The 19,325-nt window shown below is 64.6% G+C and carries 18 protein-coding genes; 10 read left to right on the top strand and 8 right to left on the bottom strand.

The genetic code is table 11. From position 1 onward, the window contains the following. Positions 1-22: 22 nt before the first annotated feature. Both ACVWWJ_RS13815 and tviB read right to left on the bottom strand, forming a co-directional pair. Positions 23-1,033: an NAD-dependent epimerase gene (locus ACVWWJ_RS13815; protein WP_456968331.1), complete on the bottom strand. Its 1,011-nt coding sequence runs from the start codon at positions 1,031-1,033 to the stop codon at positions 23-25. Between the two features lie 16 nt (positions 1,034-1,049). After that, on the bottom strand, positions 1,050-2,318 hold the full coding sequence (gene tviB, locus ACVWWJ_RS13810) for a Vi polysaccharide biosynthesis UDP-N-acetylglucosamine C-6 dehydrogenase TviB (RefSeq protein ID WP_456969713.1): 1,269 nt from the start codon (positions 2,316-2,318) through the stop codon (positions 1,050-1,052). A 357-nt stretch (positions 2,319-2,675) separates the two neighbouring features. Between tviB and ACVWWJ_RS13805 the strand changes: the two genes are divergently transcribed. The 3 genes from ACVWWJ_RS13805 (at position 2,676) to ACVWWJ_RS13795 (ending at position 6,660) form a co-directional block, all read left to right on the top strand. After that, complete coding sequence (locus ACVWWJ_RS13805; protein ID WP_159894105.1) at positions 2,676-3,332, top strand: response regulator transcription factor; 657 nt, start codon at positions 2,676-2,678, stop codon at positions 3,330-3,332. After that, entirely contained in the window at positions 3,329-5,611 is a 2,283-nt protein-coding gene (locus ACVWWJ_RS13800; protein ID WP_456968330.1) for an ATP-binding protein, read from the top strand. Before ACVWWJ_RS13805 ends, ACVWWJ_RS13800 begins: the two co-directional genes overlap by 4 nt. Positions 5,612-5,799: 188 nt before the next feature. Further along, positions 5,800-6,660 (top strand): aldo/keto reductase, encoded by an 861-nt coding sequence (locus ACVWWJ_RS13795; RefSeq protein ID WP_456968329.1) that lies wholly within the window; start codon positions 5,800-5,802, stop codon positions 6,658-6,660. Between the two features lie 155 nt (positions 6,661-6,815). Here the strand turns inward: ACVWWJ_RS13795 and ACVWWJ_RS13790 are convergent, their stop codons facing one another. Together ACVWWJ_RS13790 and ACVWWJ_RS13785 are read right to left on the bottom strand one after the other, a co-directional pair. Then, the gene (locus tag ACVWWJ_RS13790; RefSeq protein ID WP_456968328.1) at positions 6,816-7,979 is read right to left on the bottom strand and encodes a GGDEF domain-containing protein; all 1,164 of its coding nucleotides are present in this window, start codon (positions 7,977-7,979) and stop codon (positions 6,816-6,818) included. Between the two features lie 367 nt (positions 7,980-8,346). Further along, the gene (locus tag ACVWWJ_RS13785) at positions 8,347-9,651 is read right to left on the bottom strand and encodes an NAD(P)/FAD-dependent oxidoreductase (RefSeq protein ID WP_159894077.1); all 1,305 of its coding nucleotides are present in this window, start codon (positions 9,649-9,651) and stop codon (positions 8,347-8,349) included. Positions 9,652-9,835: 184 nt separating this feature from the next. Here ACVWWJ_RS13785 and argS point away from each other — a divergent pair, with 184 nt between their 5' ends. Further along, entirely contained in the window at positions 9,836-11,599 is a 1,764-nt protein-coding gene (gene argS, locus ACVWWJ_RS13780) for an arginine--tRNA ligase (RefSeq protein ID WP_456968327.1), read from the top strand. Positions 11,600-11,787: 188 nt separating this feature from the next. Here argS and ACVWWJ_RS13775 read toward each other — a convergent pair whose 3' ends face one another. Further along, entirely contained in the window at positions 11,788-12,129 is a 342-nt protein-coding gene (locus tag ACVWWJ_RS13775; RefSeq protein WP_456968326.1) for a carboxymuconolactone decarboxylase family protein, read from the bottom strand. A 139-nt stretch (positions 12,130-12,268) separates the two neighbouring features. Between ACVWWJ_RS13775 and tehA the strand changes: the two genes are divergently transcribed. Further along, entirely contained in the window at positions 12,269-13,261 is a 993-nt protein-coding gene (gene tehA / locus ACVWWJ_RS13770) for a dicarboxylate transporter/tellurite-resistance protein TehA (RefSeq protein WP_456968325.1), read from the top strand. 164 nt (positions 13,262-13,425) lie between these two features. Continuing rightward, entirely contained in the window at positions 13,426-14,043 is a 618-nt protein-coding gene (locus ACVWWJ_RS13765) for an OmpW/AlkL family protein (protein WP_456968324.1), read from the top strand. Here the strand turns inward: ACVWWJ_RS13765 and rclC are convergent. After that, positions 14,031-14,609, bottom strand: coding sequence for a reactive chlorine resistance membrane protein RclC (rclC, locus tag ACVWWJ_RS13760; RefSeq protein WP_456968323.1), 579 nt, complete (start codon positions 14,607-14,609; stop codon positions 14,031-14,033). The two genes, ACVWWJ_RS13765 and rclC, sit on opposite strands and share 13 nt — an antisense overlap. Positions 14,610-14,703: 94 nt before the next feature. Here rclC and ACVWWJ_RS13755 point away from each other — a divergent pair, with 94 nt between their 5' ends. Continuing rightward, complete coding sequence (locus ACVWWJ_RS13755; protein WP_456968322.1) at positions 14,704-15,624, top strand: AraC family transcriptional regulator; 921 nt, start codon at positions 14,704-14,706, stop codon at positions 15,622-15,624. Positions 15,625-15,693: 69 nt separating this feature from the next. Continuing rightward, entirely contained in the window at positions 15,694-16,161 is a 468-nt protein-coding gene (locus ACVWWJ_RS13750; protein ID WP_456968321.1) for a DUF1203 domain-containing protein, read from the top strand. Here ACVWWJ_RS13750 and ACVWWJ_RS13745 read toward each other — a convergent pair. Next, positions 16,134-17,321 carry an MFS transporter gene (locus ACVWWJ_RS13745; protein WP_159894064.1) on the bottom strand — a complete coding sequence of 396 codons (1,188 nt, stop codon included), beginning with the start codon at positions 17,319-17,321 and terminating at the stop codon, positions 16,134-16,136. The genes ACVWWJ_RS13750 and ACVWWJ_RS13745 overlap by 28 nt on opposite strands. Before the next feature lie 89 nt (positions 17,322-17,410). Between ACVWWJ_RS13745 and ACVWWJ_RS13740 the strand changes: the two genes are divergently transcribed. Next, positions 17,411-18,328 (top strand): LysR family transcriptional regulator, encoded by a 918-nt coding sequence (locus ACVWWJ_RS13740; RefSeq protein ID WP_456968320.1) that lies wholly within the window; start codon positions 17,411-17,413, stop codon positions 18,326-18,328. Here the strand turns inward: ACVWWJ_RS13740 and ACVWWJ_RS13735 are convergent. After that, positions 18,325-19,056 (bottom strand): TIGR02117 family protein, encoded by a 732-nt coding sequence (locus tag ACVWWJ_RS13735; RefSeq protein ID WP_456968319.1) that lies wholly within the window; start codon positions 19,054-19,056, stop codon positions 18,325-18,327. The two genes, ACVWWJ_RS13740 and ACVWWJ_RS13735, sit on opposite strands and share 4 nt — an antisense overlap. 78 nt (positions 19,057-19,134) lie before the next feature. On the opposite strand from ACVWWJ_RS13735, the gene ACVWWJ_RS13730 reads away from it, so the two are divergent. Further along, the gene (locus ACVWWJ_RS13730) at positions 19,135-19,320 is read left to right on the top strand and encodes a hypothetical protein (RefSeq protein WP_456968318.1); all 186 of its coding nucleotides are present in this window, start codon (positions 19,135-19,137) and stop codon (positions 19,318-19,320) included. Positions 19,321-19,325: the final 5 nt, after the last annotated feature.

Here is a 19,325-nt window from a genome sequence, read left to right as displayed (position 1 = left end):
TTTTTCTTTTTCTTGGTGCGGCTTACGCGTGGTAGTACCCGCGGTACCAGTCCACGAACTTACCCACGCCTTCGCATACGTCTACCTTCGGCAGGTAGCCGGTGGCCTGGACCAGGGCCGAAACGTTGGCTTCGGTATCGGGTACGTCGCCGGGCTGCAGGGGTAGCATCTCGAGCTTTGCCGTCTTGCCCAGGCGCTTCTCGAGCACCCGGATGTATTCCATCAGCTCCACCGGCTTTTCGTTGCCGATGTTGTAGATGCGATAGGGCGCGACACCGCTGGAGCCCGGATCAGGGCGATCACCGGACCAGCTCGCATTCTTTTCGGGAATCTGGTCCAGGGTGCGCAGCACGCCTTCGACGATATCGTCGACGTAGGTGAAGCTACGCTTATGGTGGCCGTGGTTGAACACGCGGATCGGTTCACCGGCCAGGATAGCCTTGGTAAACAGGAACAGCGCCATGTCCGGGCGACCCCATGGACCGTACACGGTGAAGAACCGCAGGCCGGTGCACGGCACGGCATACAGGTGCGCGTAACTGTGCGCCATCTGTTCGTTGGCCTTCTTCGAGGCCGCGTACAGGGTCAACGGATGTTCGGTCGGCTGGTGCTCGGAGAACGGCATGCGCGTGTCCGCGCCATAGACCGAGCTGGTGGAGGCGAAGACGAGGTGCTCGACACCATGACGGCGGCAGCCTTCGAGTATGTGCAGGAAGCCAGTCACGTTGCTTGCGATGTACACGTGCGGATTCTCGGCGGCGTAACGCACGCCAGCCTGTGCCGCCAGGTTCACCACGCGCTGTGGCTTGTGGGTAACGAAGGCATTCTCCACGGCATCGCGGTCGGCCAGGTCCCCGTGGATATGCGTGTAACCGGGCTGGTGGGCGAAGCGCGCGAGGCGCGCCTTCTTCAGTTCCACGTCGTAATAGTCGGAAAGACTGTCGAAACCGATGACCTCGTCGCCACGGGCGAGCAGGCGCATCGCGACGTGCGATCCGATGAAGCCGGCGGTGCCGGTCACGAGCACTTTCATGCTGGTAGCACCGTGATCAAAGGCGTCCGTCCACGGCGTCACGCGGCAAGACGTACTTGACGTCATAAACCACGGACTCGACCTTGCCGAATGCGCGAATGCCTGCGGCACCCAGGGCGACGAACTCGCGATGCCCCACCGCAACCACGACGGCGTCATAGGCACCATGCGCAGGATCGGCCATGGGCGTGATGCCGTATTCGTGCTCGGCTTCGCTCGCGCGTACCCAGGGATCATGAACGTCCACGCCGACGCCATAGGCATCCAGGGCGCCAATGATGTCGACCACACGGGTGTTGCGCAGGTCCGGGCAGTTCTCCTTGAAGGCCAGCCCGAGGATGAGCACACGTGCGCGCACGGGGTTGATGCCCTTGCGGACCATCAGGCGGACCACTTCCGAGGCGATATAGGTACCCATGCCGTCATTGGTGCGTCGGCCTGCGAGGATCACGTCGGGGTGGTGGCCAACCTGCTGTGCCTTGTGCGTCAGGTAATAGGGATCGACGCTGATGCAGTGCCCGCCCACGAGGCCGGGCCGGAAGGGCAGGAAGTTCCACTTCGTGCCAGCCGCTTCGAGCACCTCGAGGGTATCGATGCCCAGCTTGTTGAAAAGGATGGCGAGATCGTTGACCAGGGCGATGTTGAGGTCGCGCTGGGTATTCTCGATGACCTTGGCGGCCTCGGCGACCTTCAGTGAGCTCGCCCTATGCGTGCCGGCCGTGATCACCGAGCGGTAAAGGGCGTCGACGAAATCGGCCGTGGCGGGCGTCGAACCCGAGGTAACCTTGAGAATTCCCGTAACCCGGTGGGTCTTGTCGCCGGGATTGATGCGCTCGGGGCTGTACCCGGCAAAAAAATCTTCGTTGAACACCAGGCCGGAAACTTTCTCGAGGATCGGTACGCAGACCTCTTCGGTGCACCCCGGGTAGACGGTGGATTCATACACCACGATGTCGCCACGCTTGAGCACCTTGCCCAGGGTTTCGCTCGCCCGGATAAGCGGCGTGAGGTCGGGGCGGCGCGCATCGTCGATCGGGGTAGGGACCGTGACAATGTAGACATCGCACTCCGCCAGATCCTCGGTACCTGAGGAAAAGCGCAGGCGACGGGATGCCACCAGCTCGTCGCCGTCCACTTCGAGCGTGACGTCATGGCCACGACGAAGCTCGTCGATGCGCCCGGAATTGATGTCAAATCCGAGGGTTGCGTAGCGCTTGCCGAATTCGACGGCTAACGGCAGGCCCACGTATCCCAACCCGACGATGCCGATGCGCACCGTGTCCAGTGACAGCGTCACGGCGTCGCGAGCAACGTCGTAAGGCCGGTCGTCGACGGCGGCTTCGCGCACGGCAGTGGTGCCGGCCGGCCTGCGGCTTACTGTATCCATGCCCGCGTCCTTCCCCTCAGTGGCCCGATGACCCCGTCGTGCGGGGCGATGAGAGGTTACCAATCCACCCGCCGGTTGCCTGTACGGCTTACGGAGGTAGACGAATGGCCGATGCACATTCGCGGCAGGAACCGGTTCGGCCACCGGCGGCCACGTAAAAGCGACGTTTACAAGCCGCCATGGCCGATATATGGTTCATCCCGCTCCGCTTGAGAGGCAGGGCATATGACTACAAGGCAGTTCCCCGATCGATCCATGTCCGCGCGAACCTATACCGGCTCAGTGCGCGTGGCCTTGCTGGACGATCATGCGCTCGTCCTTAAGGGGCTCACCGCGCACCTTGAGAAAATTCCTTCGATACTGATCGTTGGCAGCCACGGCAGCAGCCAACCTTTCAGGGCGATGCTGGCTGCCATGCCGGTGGACGTCGCGCTGATCGACTATTCCCTGGCCATGGACGATATCGACGGTGCCGCCCTGATCCGGTTGCTGCTGGCATCGCATCCGGCGCTGAAGATCCTCGTGGTCTCGGCGCACGGTTCGCGCCTGGTCATTCGCAGTCTTTTGCAGGCCGGTGCACACGGCTTCGTTACCAAGAGCCAGGAGCCGGACGAGGTCATTCGTGCCATCGATGCGGTGATGACCGGCCGCGAATATCTGCCACCGGGTATGCTCAGCGGACTGGCGGATCACCCCATGGCCGGGCTATCGCCCCGCGAGTGGGAAGTGATCCGCTGTGTACTCGAGGGCCTGTCCATCACGCAGATAGCGAACAAGTTCAACCGCAGCCTTAAGACGGTGAGTACGCAGAAGACAGCGGCCTACCGGAAGCTGGATATCGGCGCGGACAATGAACTGCACATGCTGCGCTCGTACCTGCTGGCGTCGGACAGCGAGGCGCCACCGAAGTGAGGCGATGGATCGTCCTGGGCCTGGTCGCCTTTGCCATGAACGCCTCCGGTGCGACCGACTCCCCGGACCCGGACCGCGAGCGGTGGGTTGCGAAGCATCCGGTGTTGCGTCTTGCGCTCGACCCGCAGCAGGGCGCCGAGATTCGTGGCGGGGAGGCCAATCCGCTCGTTGGCCAGTACCTGGGGCTGGTGGCGGAGCACACGGGCGTCCGGTTCGAGACGTTGCGTACCCGGTCCTGGGAAGAGTCCGTCAAGGCCTTCACCGAGCATAGGGTGGATCTGCTGCCGTCGATCAGCGATCGCATGGTGGTTGCGGACCTGGGCGACCGCGCCATTCTTTCAGCGCCGTTCTATGTGGGGCGCACGCTGATCGTGGCGCGAACCGTCGGGCCGGCGACGATGACAATGCGCGACCTGGACGGTCATACCGTCGCCTTCAAAGGCGGTGGCGCCTACGAAAGCTGGCTCAGGCGCGAGCACCCGCTGGTCACACGGCTTCCGCTGGATGACATCCACGAGGTCCTGGCGGCCGTGGAGAGCGGCATCGCGGACGCCGCCGTAGGCATGGACGTCGCGTACCACCCGATCGTGCGGCGCGACTACGGTTCCAGCCTGCGTATCGCCGGCGACGTGCCGGAGATGCCGGTGACGGTGAGGGTGGTCGTCCAGCGCGACGAACCGGAGCTACTGGAAATTCTCGATGGGGGCATGCGCCGGATCACCGCCGACGAAAACGAGGCCGTGATCGAACGGTGGCTCGAAGCCGCCTACCTGCGTGCGCCTACCCTGTCCCAGGTCGTTTCGGTGTATCGGGGCGAGATCGTCCTGGGCGCCGCCTTGTTGCTGGCCCTGTTCTTCGCGCTCTGGCAGATGCGGCGCGCGCAGCTGGCCTCGCAGCGAGGCGAACAACAGAAGACCATGCTGCTCGCGGTGATGAGTCACGAGGTGCGCAACGCGGTGAATGCGGTCGTGTCGTCCATCGACCTCATGGCCCGGCAACCGCTCGAGGGTCCTCAGCGCGATCTCATGGCAATCGCCCAGGCGAGCAGTCGCAACCTGCGTACACTCCTGAAAAGCGCCCTCGACTACACGCGATCCGAGGTCCAGGGATTCACACCGGATCCCGTGTCGTGCGACGTCGTCGCCGTGGCGCGGCAGGTCATCGAGTCACAACGCCCGTCGATCGAGGCGAAAGCCCTGGGCGTCCGCCTCGATCTCCCCATGGGCGCGTTGCCGTGGCTGCTCCTGGATGAAACACGCCTGCGCCAGGTGCTGGAGAACCTGCTGGCCAACGCGGTGAAGTACACCCAGCAGGGACATGTCGGCATCGCCCTCTGGCAGGGTACCGAAGAGACGGCCGATGGCGTGCGTCGGCTGGTCGTCGAGGTTTTCGACACGGGTATCGGCGTGCCGGCGGATCGGCAACGGGAGTTGTTCCGCGCATTCGCTCAATCGCATGGAGCACTGGACACCCGGCTCGGCGGCACGGGCCTCGGGCTCGCGATCTGTCGCGATATCGTTTCGCACCTGGGCGGTCGCCTGGATCTCACCAGTGAGGTCGACGTGGGTACCGCCGTCCGTATCGAATTACCGACGAGCCTCGTGCCCGCCGTGACGGCAGTGGCAGGGGAAGAGGCTATCGACATCGCCAAGGACGATCCGGTCGGCACGGTGTTGCTTGTTGAGGATCATCCGGCCAATCGGCAGATCATCGCGGCGCAGCTGAAGTTCATCGGTTACGCGACTCACGCGGTGGACCACGGACAGGCGGCCATCGACGCTTTTGAAGCGGGACGTTATGTCGGCGTATTGCTCGACTGCGAACTGCCGGATATGTCCGGCTACGACATCGCCGCGGAATTGCGCGCCCGCGAGCGCTCGGCAGGCGGTGCGCGCACGCGTTTCATCGCCATCTCGGCGAACCACGGCGAGGCGCACATACGACGCTGCGAAGAGAGCGGCATCGATACCGTGCTCGGCAAGCCGCTTTCACTCGAGGGCCTCAAAGCTGCCCTGGTGGCGCCGCGCACCGAGTCCGAAATCGATGCCACTTTCATCAAGGAATGCCTCGCTGACGTGTACGCCATTCGCGGTGCGCTCACTGATCGCGACCTCATCCGGGCCGCTCATTTCGCCCATCGCCTCAAGGGTGGGGCGCTGGTCTGGGGTGCGACGTCGATCGCCGCGGACATCGATCGCGTCGAGCGGGCGCTCGCCGGGGAGCCGCTCGACGCGAAGCTGATCGATGGTTTGCTCGACGCGATTTCCGCGCGGCTTTAAATGACACGATAGTGACGTTTTGGATGAAACCTGCGCCACTTGCGCGTTTCTGCTTTGAGCTCACTCGAACGCAAACTCTCACGATGTCGATCATCATTGCACTGACCTGTCACGACGCCCTTTAAACGTCCGATGGCGTACCAATGTCTGTCTGAGTTTCCCTCGTCCCAACGTAACGGAGTCTACAGATGGCAAGCATCAACGCATCCGCGAGCGGCACGTTCAAGATCGGCGGTGACCTCGAGGTCAATCGCCTCGGCTTCGGCGCCATGCGCATCACCGGCAAGGGCATCTGGGGTGACCCGGCCAATCCGAAGGCCGTGCGCGAGACCCTGGCAAAGCTGCCCGAGCTTGGCGTGAACCTGATCGACACGGCTGATAGCTATGGCCCATACGTCAGCGAGGACCTGATTCGCGAAGTCCTCCATCCGTACAAGGGTCTGGTCATTGCGACCAAGGGCGGCCTGACCCGGCACGGTCCGGACATCTGGGCACCGCTTGGCCGTCCCGAATACCTGCGCCAGTGCGTTCTGATGAGCCTGCGCCGTCTCGGTGTCGAGCGCATCGACCTGTGGCAATTGCATCGCGTGGACGAGAAGGTTCCGCAGGACGAGCAGTTCGGTGTCATTCGCGACATGCAGAACGAAGGTCTGATTCGGCACGTCGGTCTTTCCGAGGTCAATGTGGAGCAGATCGAAGCCGCCTCGAAATTCTTCAAGGTCGCGACCGTGCAGAACCTCTACAACCTCGGCAACCGCCAGAGCGAGGCAGTGGTCGACTACGCGGACAAGCACAACATTGGCTTCATCCCCTGGTTCCCGCTCGCTGCCGGTGAACTGGCCAAGGAAGGTTCCGTGCTTTCGAAGATCGCGAAGAGGCTCGACGCGACCGACGGCCAGGTTGCCCTGGCATGGTTGCTCAAGCGGTCGCCGGTGATCCTGCCCATTCCTGGCACGGGCAGCCCCGACCACCTGGAAGAGAACGTCAAGGGCGCCGCGCTGAAGCTGTCGCAGGAAGACTTCGAAGCGCTCGAGCACGCCGTAAAATAAAGTCGACGAAATGTAGGAGCCGATTTATCGGCGAAGCTTTCTGTGGGAGCCGATTCATCGGTGGTTAGTGCTTGGGCTTCTCTGCTCCGTTGGCTTTTCGCCGCTGAAGCGGCTCCCACATTGCCTCGCCGCCGCTGAAGCGGCTCGCACATTGCTTACTGCGCGGTGCGGCTCGCCCGCGCCTCGTAAAGCTTTTGGTCCGCGCTGGAAAGCGCCGCATCCAGCGGCATACCGATCGCCTTGATCGCCGAGCCGAGGGTGAATCCAATCGGTGCCGCCCGGGCCTCGGCGCGGAGACGGCCGCTTACTTCGGCGAGCTGGATATCGTCGGCACTACGCAGCACGACGAGGAACTCGTCACCGCCCAGCCGAACGACGGCATCTTCGTCCCGCACCCGTGCACGCAGGAACTTCGCCATGTCCACCAGCACGTCATCGCCGCGCTGATGACCATAGGTGTCGTTCACTGCCTTGAAGTGATCGAGATCGACCGTGATGCAGCCGAGCGATTCGTCCCGCGTCAGCTCACCGAGCTGGCCGAGATAGCGGCGGTTAAAGCAATGGGTGAGCGGGTCGCTGAGCGACCACTCGCGCAGTTGGCGTTCCTGGCGATGCTGCTCGGTGATGTCCTGGGCGTGGCCGAGGACATAGCGCTCGTCGTCATCCTCGTCGAGCACGTTGTGGTATGCCCATATCCGCAACTCGCCATTGGCTGCGCACAGCTCGAGGCGTCCTGAATCACTGCCTTCATCGACGATGCGACGCAGGTACGCGTCGAACGCCGGGACCATCTCGGGTCGCATGAACTCGGCGAGCGAACGGCCCATGAGGCGGTTGATCGGATAGCCCAGTGAGCGGGCCGCGGCAGGATTCACCGAGAGGAGGATGCCATCCAGGTCATGGGTGCAGATCAGGCCGAGGCTGTAATGGAATAGCTGGCGGAAGCGACGCTCGCTGGCTTCCAGGGAGGCTACCGCCCGACGCCGATGCGCCTCCCATTCCTCCGCCGACCGGCGGAGGTCGCGTTCCAGGGTGATTTCGCGCGCAAGCGCGGCATTACGTTCGCCAGCCGTCTCCCGCTGGTCCAGCGCCATGCCGACCAATCCGGCCAGGGTGGCAAGGATCTCGCGTTGGGTAGCTGTCAGCTCCTCGGGCACGGGGCCGACCAGGCTGACCAGGTTGGTCGGCGAGCCCGTCACCAGGGTGGCCACCCGCACGATCTCGTCGAAGAACGGCTCCGGTGCCGTGTCGAGCACGGCCAGGGCGCGCAGGCGCTCGAGGCGGCGTTGTTCGTCGGCGGGCAGGGACGCGGGTTGCATCGCGACTCCTCGATAAGGGACAGCGGAACGTAGCGGCTTAGCCAGCGGCCAGACGTGACCCACGTCACCATCCTGAGGACAGCCCGCTTCGCTTGCTGGGGTTATAGCGACTTGGAGGGGGCTGTTGCGTGAATTTTCAGACGGCTTGCAGGGCAATGCCGTCCATCAGAGGCGCGTCACCCCAACGCCATGCCGAAGCCCTGCAGGAGTCGGTGGATGCCATTACGCTTGTCTTGCGAAGCTGGATCAAGTCGAGGATGCGCTTACTGTCCTTAGTTACCGCGTCAATCTGTGTGTCGAGCCACTGAACAACCGTCGCGCGGCTTGACTAAGAAAAACACCTCCTACGAGAGCGAGGTTGCCTTTTTCAGTGGAGCTTTACCGGCGGTAGCGTCGTGTTTCGCAACCAGTCTGCCAGCCACAGTGCCGTCGCCCTCGGCCAGCCATGAAGTGTCGCCCGGTGCAGCTGCTGCAGCGACACGTAGAGCACCTTCGCCAACCATCCGCGCATCGGGATGATCGATCTGCCCTTGGGGCCGGAGGGAAGCTCGCCCGTTGCCTGGCGCGATCCCAGGGACACCAGGGTGCCCTTGGAGTGATACACGAACGGCGCCACGCTTTCGCCGCTCAGGGCACGGGGCAGGGCGCGCGCCAGGTACGTGGCCTGCTGATGAGCCGCCTGCGCGGTGGGCGGTACGCTGGGGCCGCCGGGCGTTGTCGTGGCGAAGGCGCAGTCGCCCATCGCGTAGATGTCGGTGAGACCCTGGGCCCTGAGGTGGGCATCGACGAGGATGCGCCGGTCTTTCGACAGTTCGAACGGACCGAGTCCCTTGACCATGTCGTGCCCGGTAACGCCCGCTGCCCAGACCTGGACGTCGCAAGGCACGCTGCTGCCATCGGAGAGGTGGAAGGCGCCGTCTTTCACCTCGTCCACGCCGACGCCCGTGCGCAGGGTGACGCCCATGCGCAGCAGAATCTTCTCTGCCGATTCCGACGTGCGGGGATCGACATTGGGAAGCACCCGCTTCGCCATGTCCATGAGCGTGATGTCCAGCTTGCTGGCCGGATCGAGGCCGCCGTAGCGGTGCATGTCATTGAAGGCGTGATGCAGCTCGGCGGCCAGTTCGACGCCGGTCGCGCCCGCGCCGACGATACCGACCCGGATGCGTTTGTCAGGATCGCCCGCCGTCCGCAACGCAAGAGCCAGGAGCTTGCGCCGCAGGTCGATGGCCTGTGCCGGGCTGTCAAGCATGTCGCAGTATTCGAGGACGCCGGGGGTGCCGAAGTCGTTCACCCGGCTGCCAAAGGCGAGCACGAGGGTGTCGTACTTCAGGCTGCGTGCCGGCAGGATGATTTCGTCGGTCAGCGGGAAACGGACTTCATCGAGGGCGATGGTTTTTGCTGCCGTGTCGACGCGCTGAAGTGCGCCGGGCTCGAAGCGGTAGCCATGTGACTGCGCGTGAGCCAGGAAGGGCACGGCTTCTTCGCCGTCGCCCAGCAGGCCGACCGCCAGCTCGTGGAGCCTCGGCTTCCAGAAGTGGCTGCTGTCCCGGTCGACCAGGGCGACGTCAAGGTCGCCGCGCTTGCCCAGCCGTGCCGCCAGTTCGATACCCGCCGCGCCGCCGCCGACGATCACGACGGTGTGCGCACCGGGTCGCTTTGAAGCCGTCATAGGAGTCTCCTCGATAATCTGGGTTCGAGCATACGCATGGATTCGTTGCTTGCTTGCGAAGACTCGCCTTTTTCGGCTTAATCGGGTGCATGCCTGACACAAGACTGCTCCGACGACGAACGACACGCTGATCCCGCCGGCGCGCTCGTGCGTGCGCCCATGCCTGTCGTATTCGGAGAAGTCCATGTTCCTGTCCCTGGCGTCGCAGGTCGACGCCTCGCTTGCCGCTGTATTCGCTACCCTTGGCCTTCCCCTGGCTCTTGCTCGCGCGCAGCCTTCCGGCCGGCCTTCGTTCGGCGATTTCCAGTGCAACGCCGCGCTCGGCCTCGCCCGCGAGACCGGACGTCCACCGCGCGTTATTGCGGAAGACATCGCCCGGTTGCTCAGGAATGACGCGATCTTTTCCGCGGTCGAGGTCGCCGGCGCCGGCTTCGTCAACCTCACGCTGGCCGGGGCATACCTGGCACAGTCCGCCGCGGTCATGACCGGGCGGCCGGACCTGGGCGTGCCCGATACGGGGCGTGGCCGGCTGGTGATTCTCGACTTTGGCGGCCCCAACGTTGCCAAGCCGCTGCACGTGGGCCATCTCCGTTCGCTGGTACTTGGCGAGAGCCTGCGTCGCATCCATGCCGCGCTGGGCTGGCGCACGCTGGGTGATGCGCACCTGGGCGACTGGGGCCTGCAAATGGGCATGTTGAGTGCAGCCATACGGCGGCGGGAGCCTTCGTTGCCGTACTTCCATGCGGCAACGGCGCAGGATGCCTTTCCGTCGAATCCGCCCGTCACCCTCGACGAACTCGAGCGTCTGTATCCGGAGGCCGCAGCCGCCTGCCGGACCGACCCCGGGCGGATGGCCGAAGCCCGCGCCGATACGGCAACGCTACAGGCAGGTGATCCCGGGCTTCTCGCATTGTGGCGTTCGCTTCGGGCATTGAGTCTCGCTTCGCAGGTAGCGGACTTCCGGGAGCTCGGTGTCGTCTTCGATGCGCTGGACGGCGAGAGCGACGTGCGCGACGCCATCGCGCCCCTCGTCGAGCGACTTCGCGCCAGCGGCGTGGCGCGGGAAAGCGATGGAGCCATCGTTGTCGATGTCGCTACGCCGGAGGATGCTTTCGACGTGCCGCCCCTTCTTCTGGCCAAGCGCGATGGTGCCGCGCTGTATGCGACCACCGATCTCGCGACGCTGGAAGCGCGGGCCCTGCATGAAGGCCTCGCACGCGTGGTGTACGTCGTCGACCAGCGACAGGCGTTGCATTTCGAGCAGGTGTTTCGTGCGGCGGCGAAGGCAGGCATTGCCCCCGGCGTGGCATTGATCCACGTGGGCTTCGGCACCGTGAATGGTCCGGACGGCCGGCCGTTCAAGACGCGCGATGGCGGCGTGGCCCGTCTGACCGATCTTCTCGACGCCGCCGTGGGCAAGGCAGCCGAGCGGATCGAGGGATCCGGTTATGGGAGCGGCCTGGACTCAGCAGGCCAACTGACGCTTGCCCGGCGTGTCGGCTTGGGCGCGGTCAAGTTTGCGGATCTGTCGGGAGACCGTTTATCCGGCTATGTGTTCGACGTCGATCGCCTGGTGGCCTTCGAGGGTCGCACGGGGCCGTATCTGCAATATGCGTGCGTCAGATTGCGGTCGCTGCTGGCGAAAGCTGACGGCATGGCATCCGAAGCAGGCGTCCCGCTGGCGGATAGCGAGCGGGCTCTGGTCATCGCATGCCTGGGTTTCGGCGATGTCGTGGCCGAGGCGGAACGGGTGATGCAGCCGGGCGTGATCGCCGAGTACGCGTTCGGACTCGCACAGCGCTTCAGCCGGTTTTACGCGGAGTGCCCGGTGCTGGCCGAGGCGGATCCGGAGGCGCGTGCCTCACGGCTAGGATTCTGCATGCTGACGTTGCGCACGCTGGAAAAGGCGTTGTGGCTTTTGGCCATCGACGTGCCCGACCGTATGTAGAAACCCGACATGTGGGAGCCGCTTCAGCGGCGATGCTCTTGAAAGGGTGTGGCGAGCACCCATCGCCGATGAATCGGCTCCCACATGAGCTATCGCCGATGAATCGGCTCCCACATGAGCTATCGCCGATGAATCGGCTCCCACAAGGTCCACAGGGCTCCTAAAGGGGGGCGAGGCAGGACAAGCCGTCAGGCTTTTGAATACGCTTCGGTGGCGTCCATGACGCGGGCGGAATAGACCAGCGCGGCACCGGCGTTAAGGGCGACGGCGACACCCAGGGCTTCGGCGATCTCTTCACGCGTTGCGCCATGCTTCAGCGCTTCGGCCGTGTGCACGGTGATACAGCCATCGCAGCGGGTGGTGACCGAGACGGCCAGGGCGATCAGCTCGCGCGTCTTGGCATCGAGGTGGTTGGTTTTGGCGCCGGCGCCGGACAAGGTCTGGTAGCCCTTGATCGTATCGGGGCTGAGCTTGCCGATTTCTCCAATACGGGTACCGAGTTCTTTACGATATTCAGGCCAGTCGAGCATGACGGTGTCTCCAGAATGGCCGGCGGCACGGGCTTGCGTCGTCGGTAGGAAGATCATGATCCTGCCGGGTACGTCCGAACATACGCGAAACGATCTACTTCTGGCGCCTGCGTCTCACCGTCCACAGCAAGGGGGTTCCATGGCTCTTCCACGTCCCATTCCCGCGTCGTTCTTCGGCATGGTCCTTGGGCTTGTCGGCCTTGGCGCCAACTGGCGTAGCGCGTCGCGACTGTGGGGCCTTCCTTCGGCGATCGGCGAAAGCATCATGGCCGTGGCCTTCGTGGTGTGCGCCGTGCTGACGCTCGCCTATGCGTACAAGTGGCTCTTTCACCGGCGTGCCGCCATCGAGGAGGCCTTGCACCCGGTGCAGTGCTGCTTTATCGGCCTGGTGCCGTCGTCGGGTGCCTTGATGGGCATCGTGCTGGCGCCGCATTCGCACGGGCTGGCCGTCGCCGCGCTGCTGGCCGGAGGCGTAGGGCAGGTGACTTTCGCGCTATGGCGCTTCGGCGGCATGCTCCAGGGCGATCGCGATATCTCGACGACGACCCCGGTGATCTACCTGCCTTCGGTCGCCGGTAACCTGATTATCGCGGCGGCGGCGGGCCTGCTTGGATTCCCTTCCTGGGGAATCCTTTTCTTCGGGGTCGGCGTGTTCAGCTGGCTCGCGCTGGAGTCGGTGATCGTCAACCGCCTGCTCAACGCGACGCCCTTGCCGCCGCCATTGAGGCCGACCCTCGGTATCCAGCTAGCGCCTCCAGTGGTCGCTGCCGCCGCGTGGCTGGCGAACACACAGGGCCCGCCGGAACTGATGGTGCAGGCCGCCTGGGGCTATGGCCTCGTGCAGTTGCTCTTGATGATTCGCCTCTTCCCATGGATTGCGAAGCAACCCTTCGCGTCCAGCTACTGGGCTTTCAGCTTCGGCATCACGGCGCTCTCGGGGAGCGCGTTGACCATGACTTTGCGAGGACTGACGGGTGCGATCGCCGAGCTTGCGCCCGTCCTGTTCGTTTTTACCAACCTGGTGATGGCGGTGCTGATAGTCGGAACCGTGGTGCGCGTCGCACAGAACAAGTTCCTGCCGCCTGCAGCGGTCGCTCCGCCGCCCGCGCCGCTCCAACCGGCAATGCCGTAAGCGGTAATGCCGTAAGAGGTAGCGTCGTAACAGGCAACGTCGTCGTGGCGCGCAGGCGGGCAGATTGTCGCGCCGACGCGACATTCCGCACGCCCCTCAACGCGAATTCCTAACCTGTGTGCATCCGGTCACTACGACCGATGCAAGCAGGCAAGGAGTTCGACGTGTCTCACCTGAAACATCGCATCATCGCCGCCCTCATGTGCGTCGCACCTGTCACGGGTTCGATCGCACAGGGCGTGGAATCGCCATGGATCGTGCACGTCGGGGCGCACGTGGTCGATCCGACGTCCGGCACGGGCGATCTCGCAGGGATACGCGCCAGCACGACGCGCAACATGCGTCCTTCGGTCAGCATCGAGTACCTGATGACATCGTCATGGAGTATCGAGGCGCTTGCGGCCCTGCCGTTCCAGCATGACGTCCGCCTCGGTTGTCAGCGCGCGGCGAGCGTAAAACAGCTTCCTCCCGTGGTCGGGATCAACTATCGCTTCTTCGCCGGCCACACGGTGTCGCCTTTCCTCGGCGCTGGTATCAACTACACGCATTTCTTCAATGCGAAAGGTCACAACGCCCTGAACGGCGAACATGTGGAACTCAACGATAGCTGGGGTGTGGCCTGGCACGGCGGCGTCGATATCGCACTCGATGAGCGCTGGATGCTTACCGTCGACGCGCGCTGGATCGATATCGACTCCCACGTCAAAGTGGGCGGCACCGGTATCGGTACCGCCCACATCGATCCCTGGGTCTATGGGGTCAGCGTCGGTTATCGCTTCTGATCGCCGGCGAGGATCGCCTTGGCCGCGTCGATGCCGATGATCCAGGACCCTGCCAGCATCATGGTGTCTTTCAGCACGAGGCGTCCTGCACCGGAGAGGTAGGGGAAGCCATGCTGTGCATCACCCAGCGCGGGCACCCATGCTTCGGGAGTGGTGAAGAGGAAGGACAGGGTGACCAGGGTGGTGCCGAAGGACAGGAACGCACCCAACAAGCCGAGCTTCTTTGACAGGGGATACGACAGCACCAGCAGTGCGATCGTCCACTCGACCATGCCCAGGCCGGTGGAGAAGCCATAGGTGTTGTTCGCCGTCTGCCATTCGCGTTGCTCGGGCACCAGCTGGCCTTCGTGCGTCAGGTGCGCCTTGTATTCGTCGGGATGGTTGTAGAAGAAAGACATCACCGGGCTGTTGGCGACGAAGGGCGTGATGCTGTCGGCTTCGAAAGGAACGAATTTCAGCGCGCCGATCCAGAGGAAGACGATGGCGATGGCGATACGCATGAGGTTCGGGCCGAGGCGCTCGGTACGGACGAAGGCGCTAAGGGCATGGCGGGCAGTGGTGTTCATGGGACGAGGTTCTCCGAAGGGGGCGAAGAAAGTGTTGCTCGCCTGCCTGAGAGGATGAATACTCATATCACTCAATGAATGGCGCGAACGTCTCATGGACGCCTTGACCCGCGTACTCGAACTGGCCCAGGTGCAGGGCGCCCTCGACCTGCGATGCCAGCTGGCCGGCGGCTTCAGCCTCGATCATGTCGACGCAGAGCCCGGCGAAGCGCCGTTCCATCTGGTGCTTGGCGGAAGCGCGGCGATGGAGCTGCCGGGACACACGGTGGTTATGGAAGCGGGCGATCTGCTGGTGCTCCCCCAGGGAACACGCCACCGCGTGCACGACCTTCGCGGTCGGGACGTCACCACCGCGATCTCGCTCGATCACGCCGGTCCCTTCAGCATCAAGCGCAACACCGAGGGCAGCACCGATCTCGACCTGCTCTGTGGTCGCTTCACCTTCGCGCCGGACGCGGGACGTCTGCTTTTCAGCGCGTTGCCCGAGGTGCTGCACGTACGCCTCGGTACCGAGCACGGGTTGGGTGCCCTGTCCGGCGTCGTCACGATGTTTCGCAACGAAGTGGCGCACATGGAGCCGGGTGCCCTGGCCGTGGTGACCGCGTTGACCCAGGCACTGTTTGTTTTTGCGCTGCGTGCGCAGTTGCGTGACGGGATCATGCCGCCCTCGCTGCTCGGGTTGATGGTCGATCCACGACTCAGCCGCGCCGTGCTCGCCATGCTCCGCGAGCCGGAGCGTGAGTGGACCGTGGCGACGCTCGCCGAACAGGCGGCGATGTCCCGCGCCACGTTTGCGCGTCACTTCGAGGCGCGCGGCAACGTCGCGCCGCATGAGGTGTTGACCCTGCTGCGGATGCATCTGGCAGCAGAGCTTCTACGCCGTGGCGAGTTGACGGCCGGGGCGGTGGCGGATCGTGTTGGTTACCGATCCGAATCGGCCTTCGGCAAGGCGTTCACCCGGGTCATGGGCAGCACGCCGGCGCGTTTTCGCCGTGAGGGAAAGACCCCGACGTGACGCAAGATCCGGATGGTGGGAGCGTTCGCGCGGGCGGAACATGGCCACACCCCACCACGGAGCAACGCCATGTCTTTCCGCATCACCGGTATCGATCCGAAGCCGTTCACCTCGCTCTACGGGCTCGATGACTCGCAGCTTGCCAAGCGCGGCGTGATCCGCGTCATCGCCGCGAACGACACCGGATACCCCGAGCGGATCGAGCTACGCAACGCGCGTCGCGGCGAAGCCTTGCTCCTGCTCAATCACACGCACCAGCCTGCCGACTCCCCGTATCGCTCCAGCCACGCGATCTTTATTCGCGAAGGCGCCATGGAAGCCTGCGCCGTGAGCGACGAGGTACCCGAGGTGCTGCGCACCCGGATGCTTGCCCTGCGCGGTTTCGACGAGCGTGACCACATTGCCAGCGCGGTGCTCGTCGACGGGACGCTGCTGGACGAAGCGATCGAGCGGCTGTTCACGATGTCGTCGGTTCGTTACGCACACGTGCACTACGCGGCGTATGGCTGCTATGCCGCGCGCATCGACCGGGCCTGAACGGCATGCTTGCGGGCGGCATAACGGGATACCGTTAGCGCCGCCAGGGCAAGTGCCGTCAGCAGGAGCGAGACCAGCGGCAGGTTGGCGACGCCGCTGGTCTGCGCGATGCGACCTCCGACGAACGAACCGAAGGCGATACCAGCGAACAGACCTGACGAATTGAGCGCGAGCACGAGGCCGCGAATCTCGGGCTCCAGCTCGACCACGCGACGTTGCTGCGAGGGATAGAACACGTCCTGTGAGAGGGCCCATACGAGTAGCGGTAGCACGGGTGCCCACCAGTAAGACGGGACGACGGCCAGTGCGAGGAAGACGGGCAGCATCGTGCCCATCGCGGCATAGAGCAGTCGGTTCGCGCCGAAGCGCAACGCCAGGCGCTGCGCGAGCCAATTGCCGGCGACACCCAGGATGCCGAAGCCGAACATGATGGCCGAAGCGGTCGCCGTGTCGGCGCCGAAGCGGTCGCGGAGCAACGCTGTGATCAGCGTATAGGTGACGAAGTACGCGGAGACCTGGAAGAAGATCACCGCCAGCCCCGTTCCGGTGGCCGGGTGGGTGAGCGCGCGGAGCAACCGGCGCAGATCGAGGCGGACGCCGCGCGACTGGTCGTCCACGGTCAACCAGACCAGCAGGGCGGCGGCGCCAGCGAGCACGGCGAGGCCGCCGAAAACGACTCGCCAGCCGAAGGCCGCGGACGCCCAGATAGCGATCGGCACGGAAAGCACGCTGGCGATGGCGATGCCGCTGAACACGACGGCCAGCGCATGGCCCTGGCGTTCGGCAGGCACCAGTCCCGCACCGATCGACGAAGCCATCGGCCCCACCACGGTGGCACCGATGCCGGCCAGCACGCGCGCTGCCAGCAACCAGCCGTAGCTGGGCGCGAAAGCACACAGCACCGAGCCGAGGGCCAGGATCACCAGCCCTCCGATCAGCACGTCGCGCCGCCGCTGATGGCCGACGAAGAGTTGCGCAAGCGGTGCGCCAACCGAGAAGGTCAGGGCGAAGACAGCCACCAGCTCCGCCGCCTCGGCGACCGTCATGCCGGACCCCACCATGGAGGCCTGGGCCCCTACGACGGCCAGCGAGGCGCTGCCGAGCGCGAAGTTGCAGATGCTGAGGATGCGCAGCGCAAGGGGAGGGGAAAGACGGGCCATGACGGCTTCGCAAGAGGTAGGGAGCGCCTTATTTCGGGCCGGTAGACCTATAATCAATATTGATTCCAGACATACGAGCTATCCATTCCATGGATATGAACCGCGCCGACCTGAATCTGTTGGTCTCCCTGGACGTGCTTCTTGAGGAAGCCAACGTTACCCGGGCGGCGAGGCGCCTCAAACTCAGCCAGCCCGCCTTGTCCGCCCAGCTCGCGCGGCTTCGCGATCTGTTCGGTGATCCCTTGTTGCTCCCCGCGGAGACGGGGCGCGGGATGACGCTCACGGCCCGGGCGGTGGGACTGCGCGATCCACTGCGCGCTGCGCTGCGCGATCTCGACCGCGTGGTTACCCACGCGCCGGAGTTCGACCCTGCAGAAAGCACACGCGCCTTCCAGATCGCGATGAGCGACAACGGCGTGGCGATCCTCGGCGTCGACCTCGTCGCATGGGTGGCTTCGCATGCGGGGCCCGGTATCCGCGTGGCTTTTCGACCGGTCGATCCCGCGCGCATCGGCGCGCTGATGGAAAACGGCGACGTGGACCTGCTGATCAGCATCCAGAGCCTGATCCCGCCCGCGATGAAGGCGCGCGTGCTTCTCGAAGACCGCTATCTGATGGCGCAGCGCAGGGGGCATCCGCGCGGCACGACGGCGCCTGACCTGGATACGTATTGCGCTCTACGCCATGTGCTTGTGTCGCTCGACGGCGGTGGTTTTCATGGCTTCATGGATGACTACCTGCACCGACTCGGTCGCCAGCGCCAGGTGGCCGTGTCCGTCCCGCAGTACCACCTGATGCCGGACATCCTCGAAGCCACCGACTATGTCGGGGTCATGCCTTCGCGGCTCGTGCAACGCTTTGCCCGACGCCTGGATGCGTTTGAGCTACCCATCCCCACGCACGATATCTCCCTCTACGCGTCGTGGCACCCGCGCATGCAGGCCGACGCGGCACACCAGTGGCTGCGTGAGCTCGTGGCCACTATCGCGAAAGCCACGGTGGCCTAGCGGCCCGCCTGATCGCGCAGCTGCCAGAACAGCGCCTTGTCGAAGGGGGACCAGACGGGCACACGCACGCCACTCGCGTCCAGGCCATTGCGAGTCCACTGGTTGCACGTGACGAAGAGGCTGTAACGACCGCTGGCTTCATAGAAGGCATCGTTCGTGTCGTAGTGGTGACCGGCAATCCATACCGCCGTGCCCGTGTCGTCGACGGTGGCGCTGTGACGAACGTAGGCGACCAGACGGGCATACGCTTCGCGTGTGATGGTGAGTCGTATTGCCTTGGGGTCTCCGGTCGGTGCCGGGCCGTATTCGACGTGCATGGCGGCGCCGTCGCGCCCGGTGATCGCCTTGAGTGCCGTCGAGGCGCGGAGATCGCTCCATTGCGGAACGTCGAGGAAGAACGTGCGGTCACCCCAGCCCACGGTGACATAGGCATCGCCGTTGCTATCGTTCGCGTGCGCGTTATGCACGGGTGGAAAAAGCGTCGTCCAGTTCATCAGGGGATCCCGCACGGGCATCGCCAGGCCCGCGTGGACGCCGTTGGTGGTCAGCCACACCGTGACGCCGTCATCGGCGGGTTGCCAGTGGCGATTCACCGGAATGGCGCCGAGCACGACCGCAGCCGCCAGGTAAAGCAGCGGTGCAACGATGATCACACCGGCGATGGCCCACAGCAGGCGTCTCGCCAACGAGGGCCGCAAGATAGGGCCTGACGTGTCCTGTCGCAGCATGCCGTTCCTCTCCCAGCGTCGCGCCGGCGATAGCGGCAGCGTATAACAGGGCTTCGACGACCGCATGAGGCCCTTGCCATGCCCCCTCCCATCGCTGCGACGTTCGCTGGCGGCGAACCCTGCCCGATCTGCCAGGGTGTGGGTGAGCTGACCTACATCGACGAAGAAGTCGGCTGCCAGATTGGCGTGCCCTGCTGGGCTTGCGCGGGACCGGCCGAGGAACACCTCGGCCAGCCCGCGTCCGACACGCCCTGGCCTAACTGAGCCGA

This window comes from Luteibacter sp. HA06, from assembly GCF_054061215.1.
This window is presented reverse-complemented; position numbering and strand designations above follow the sequence as displayed.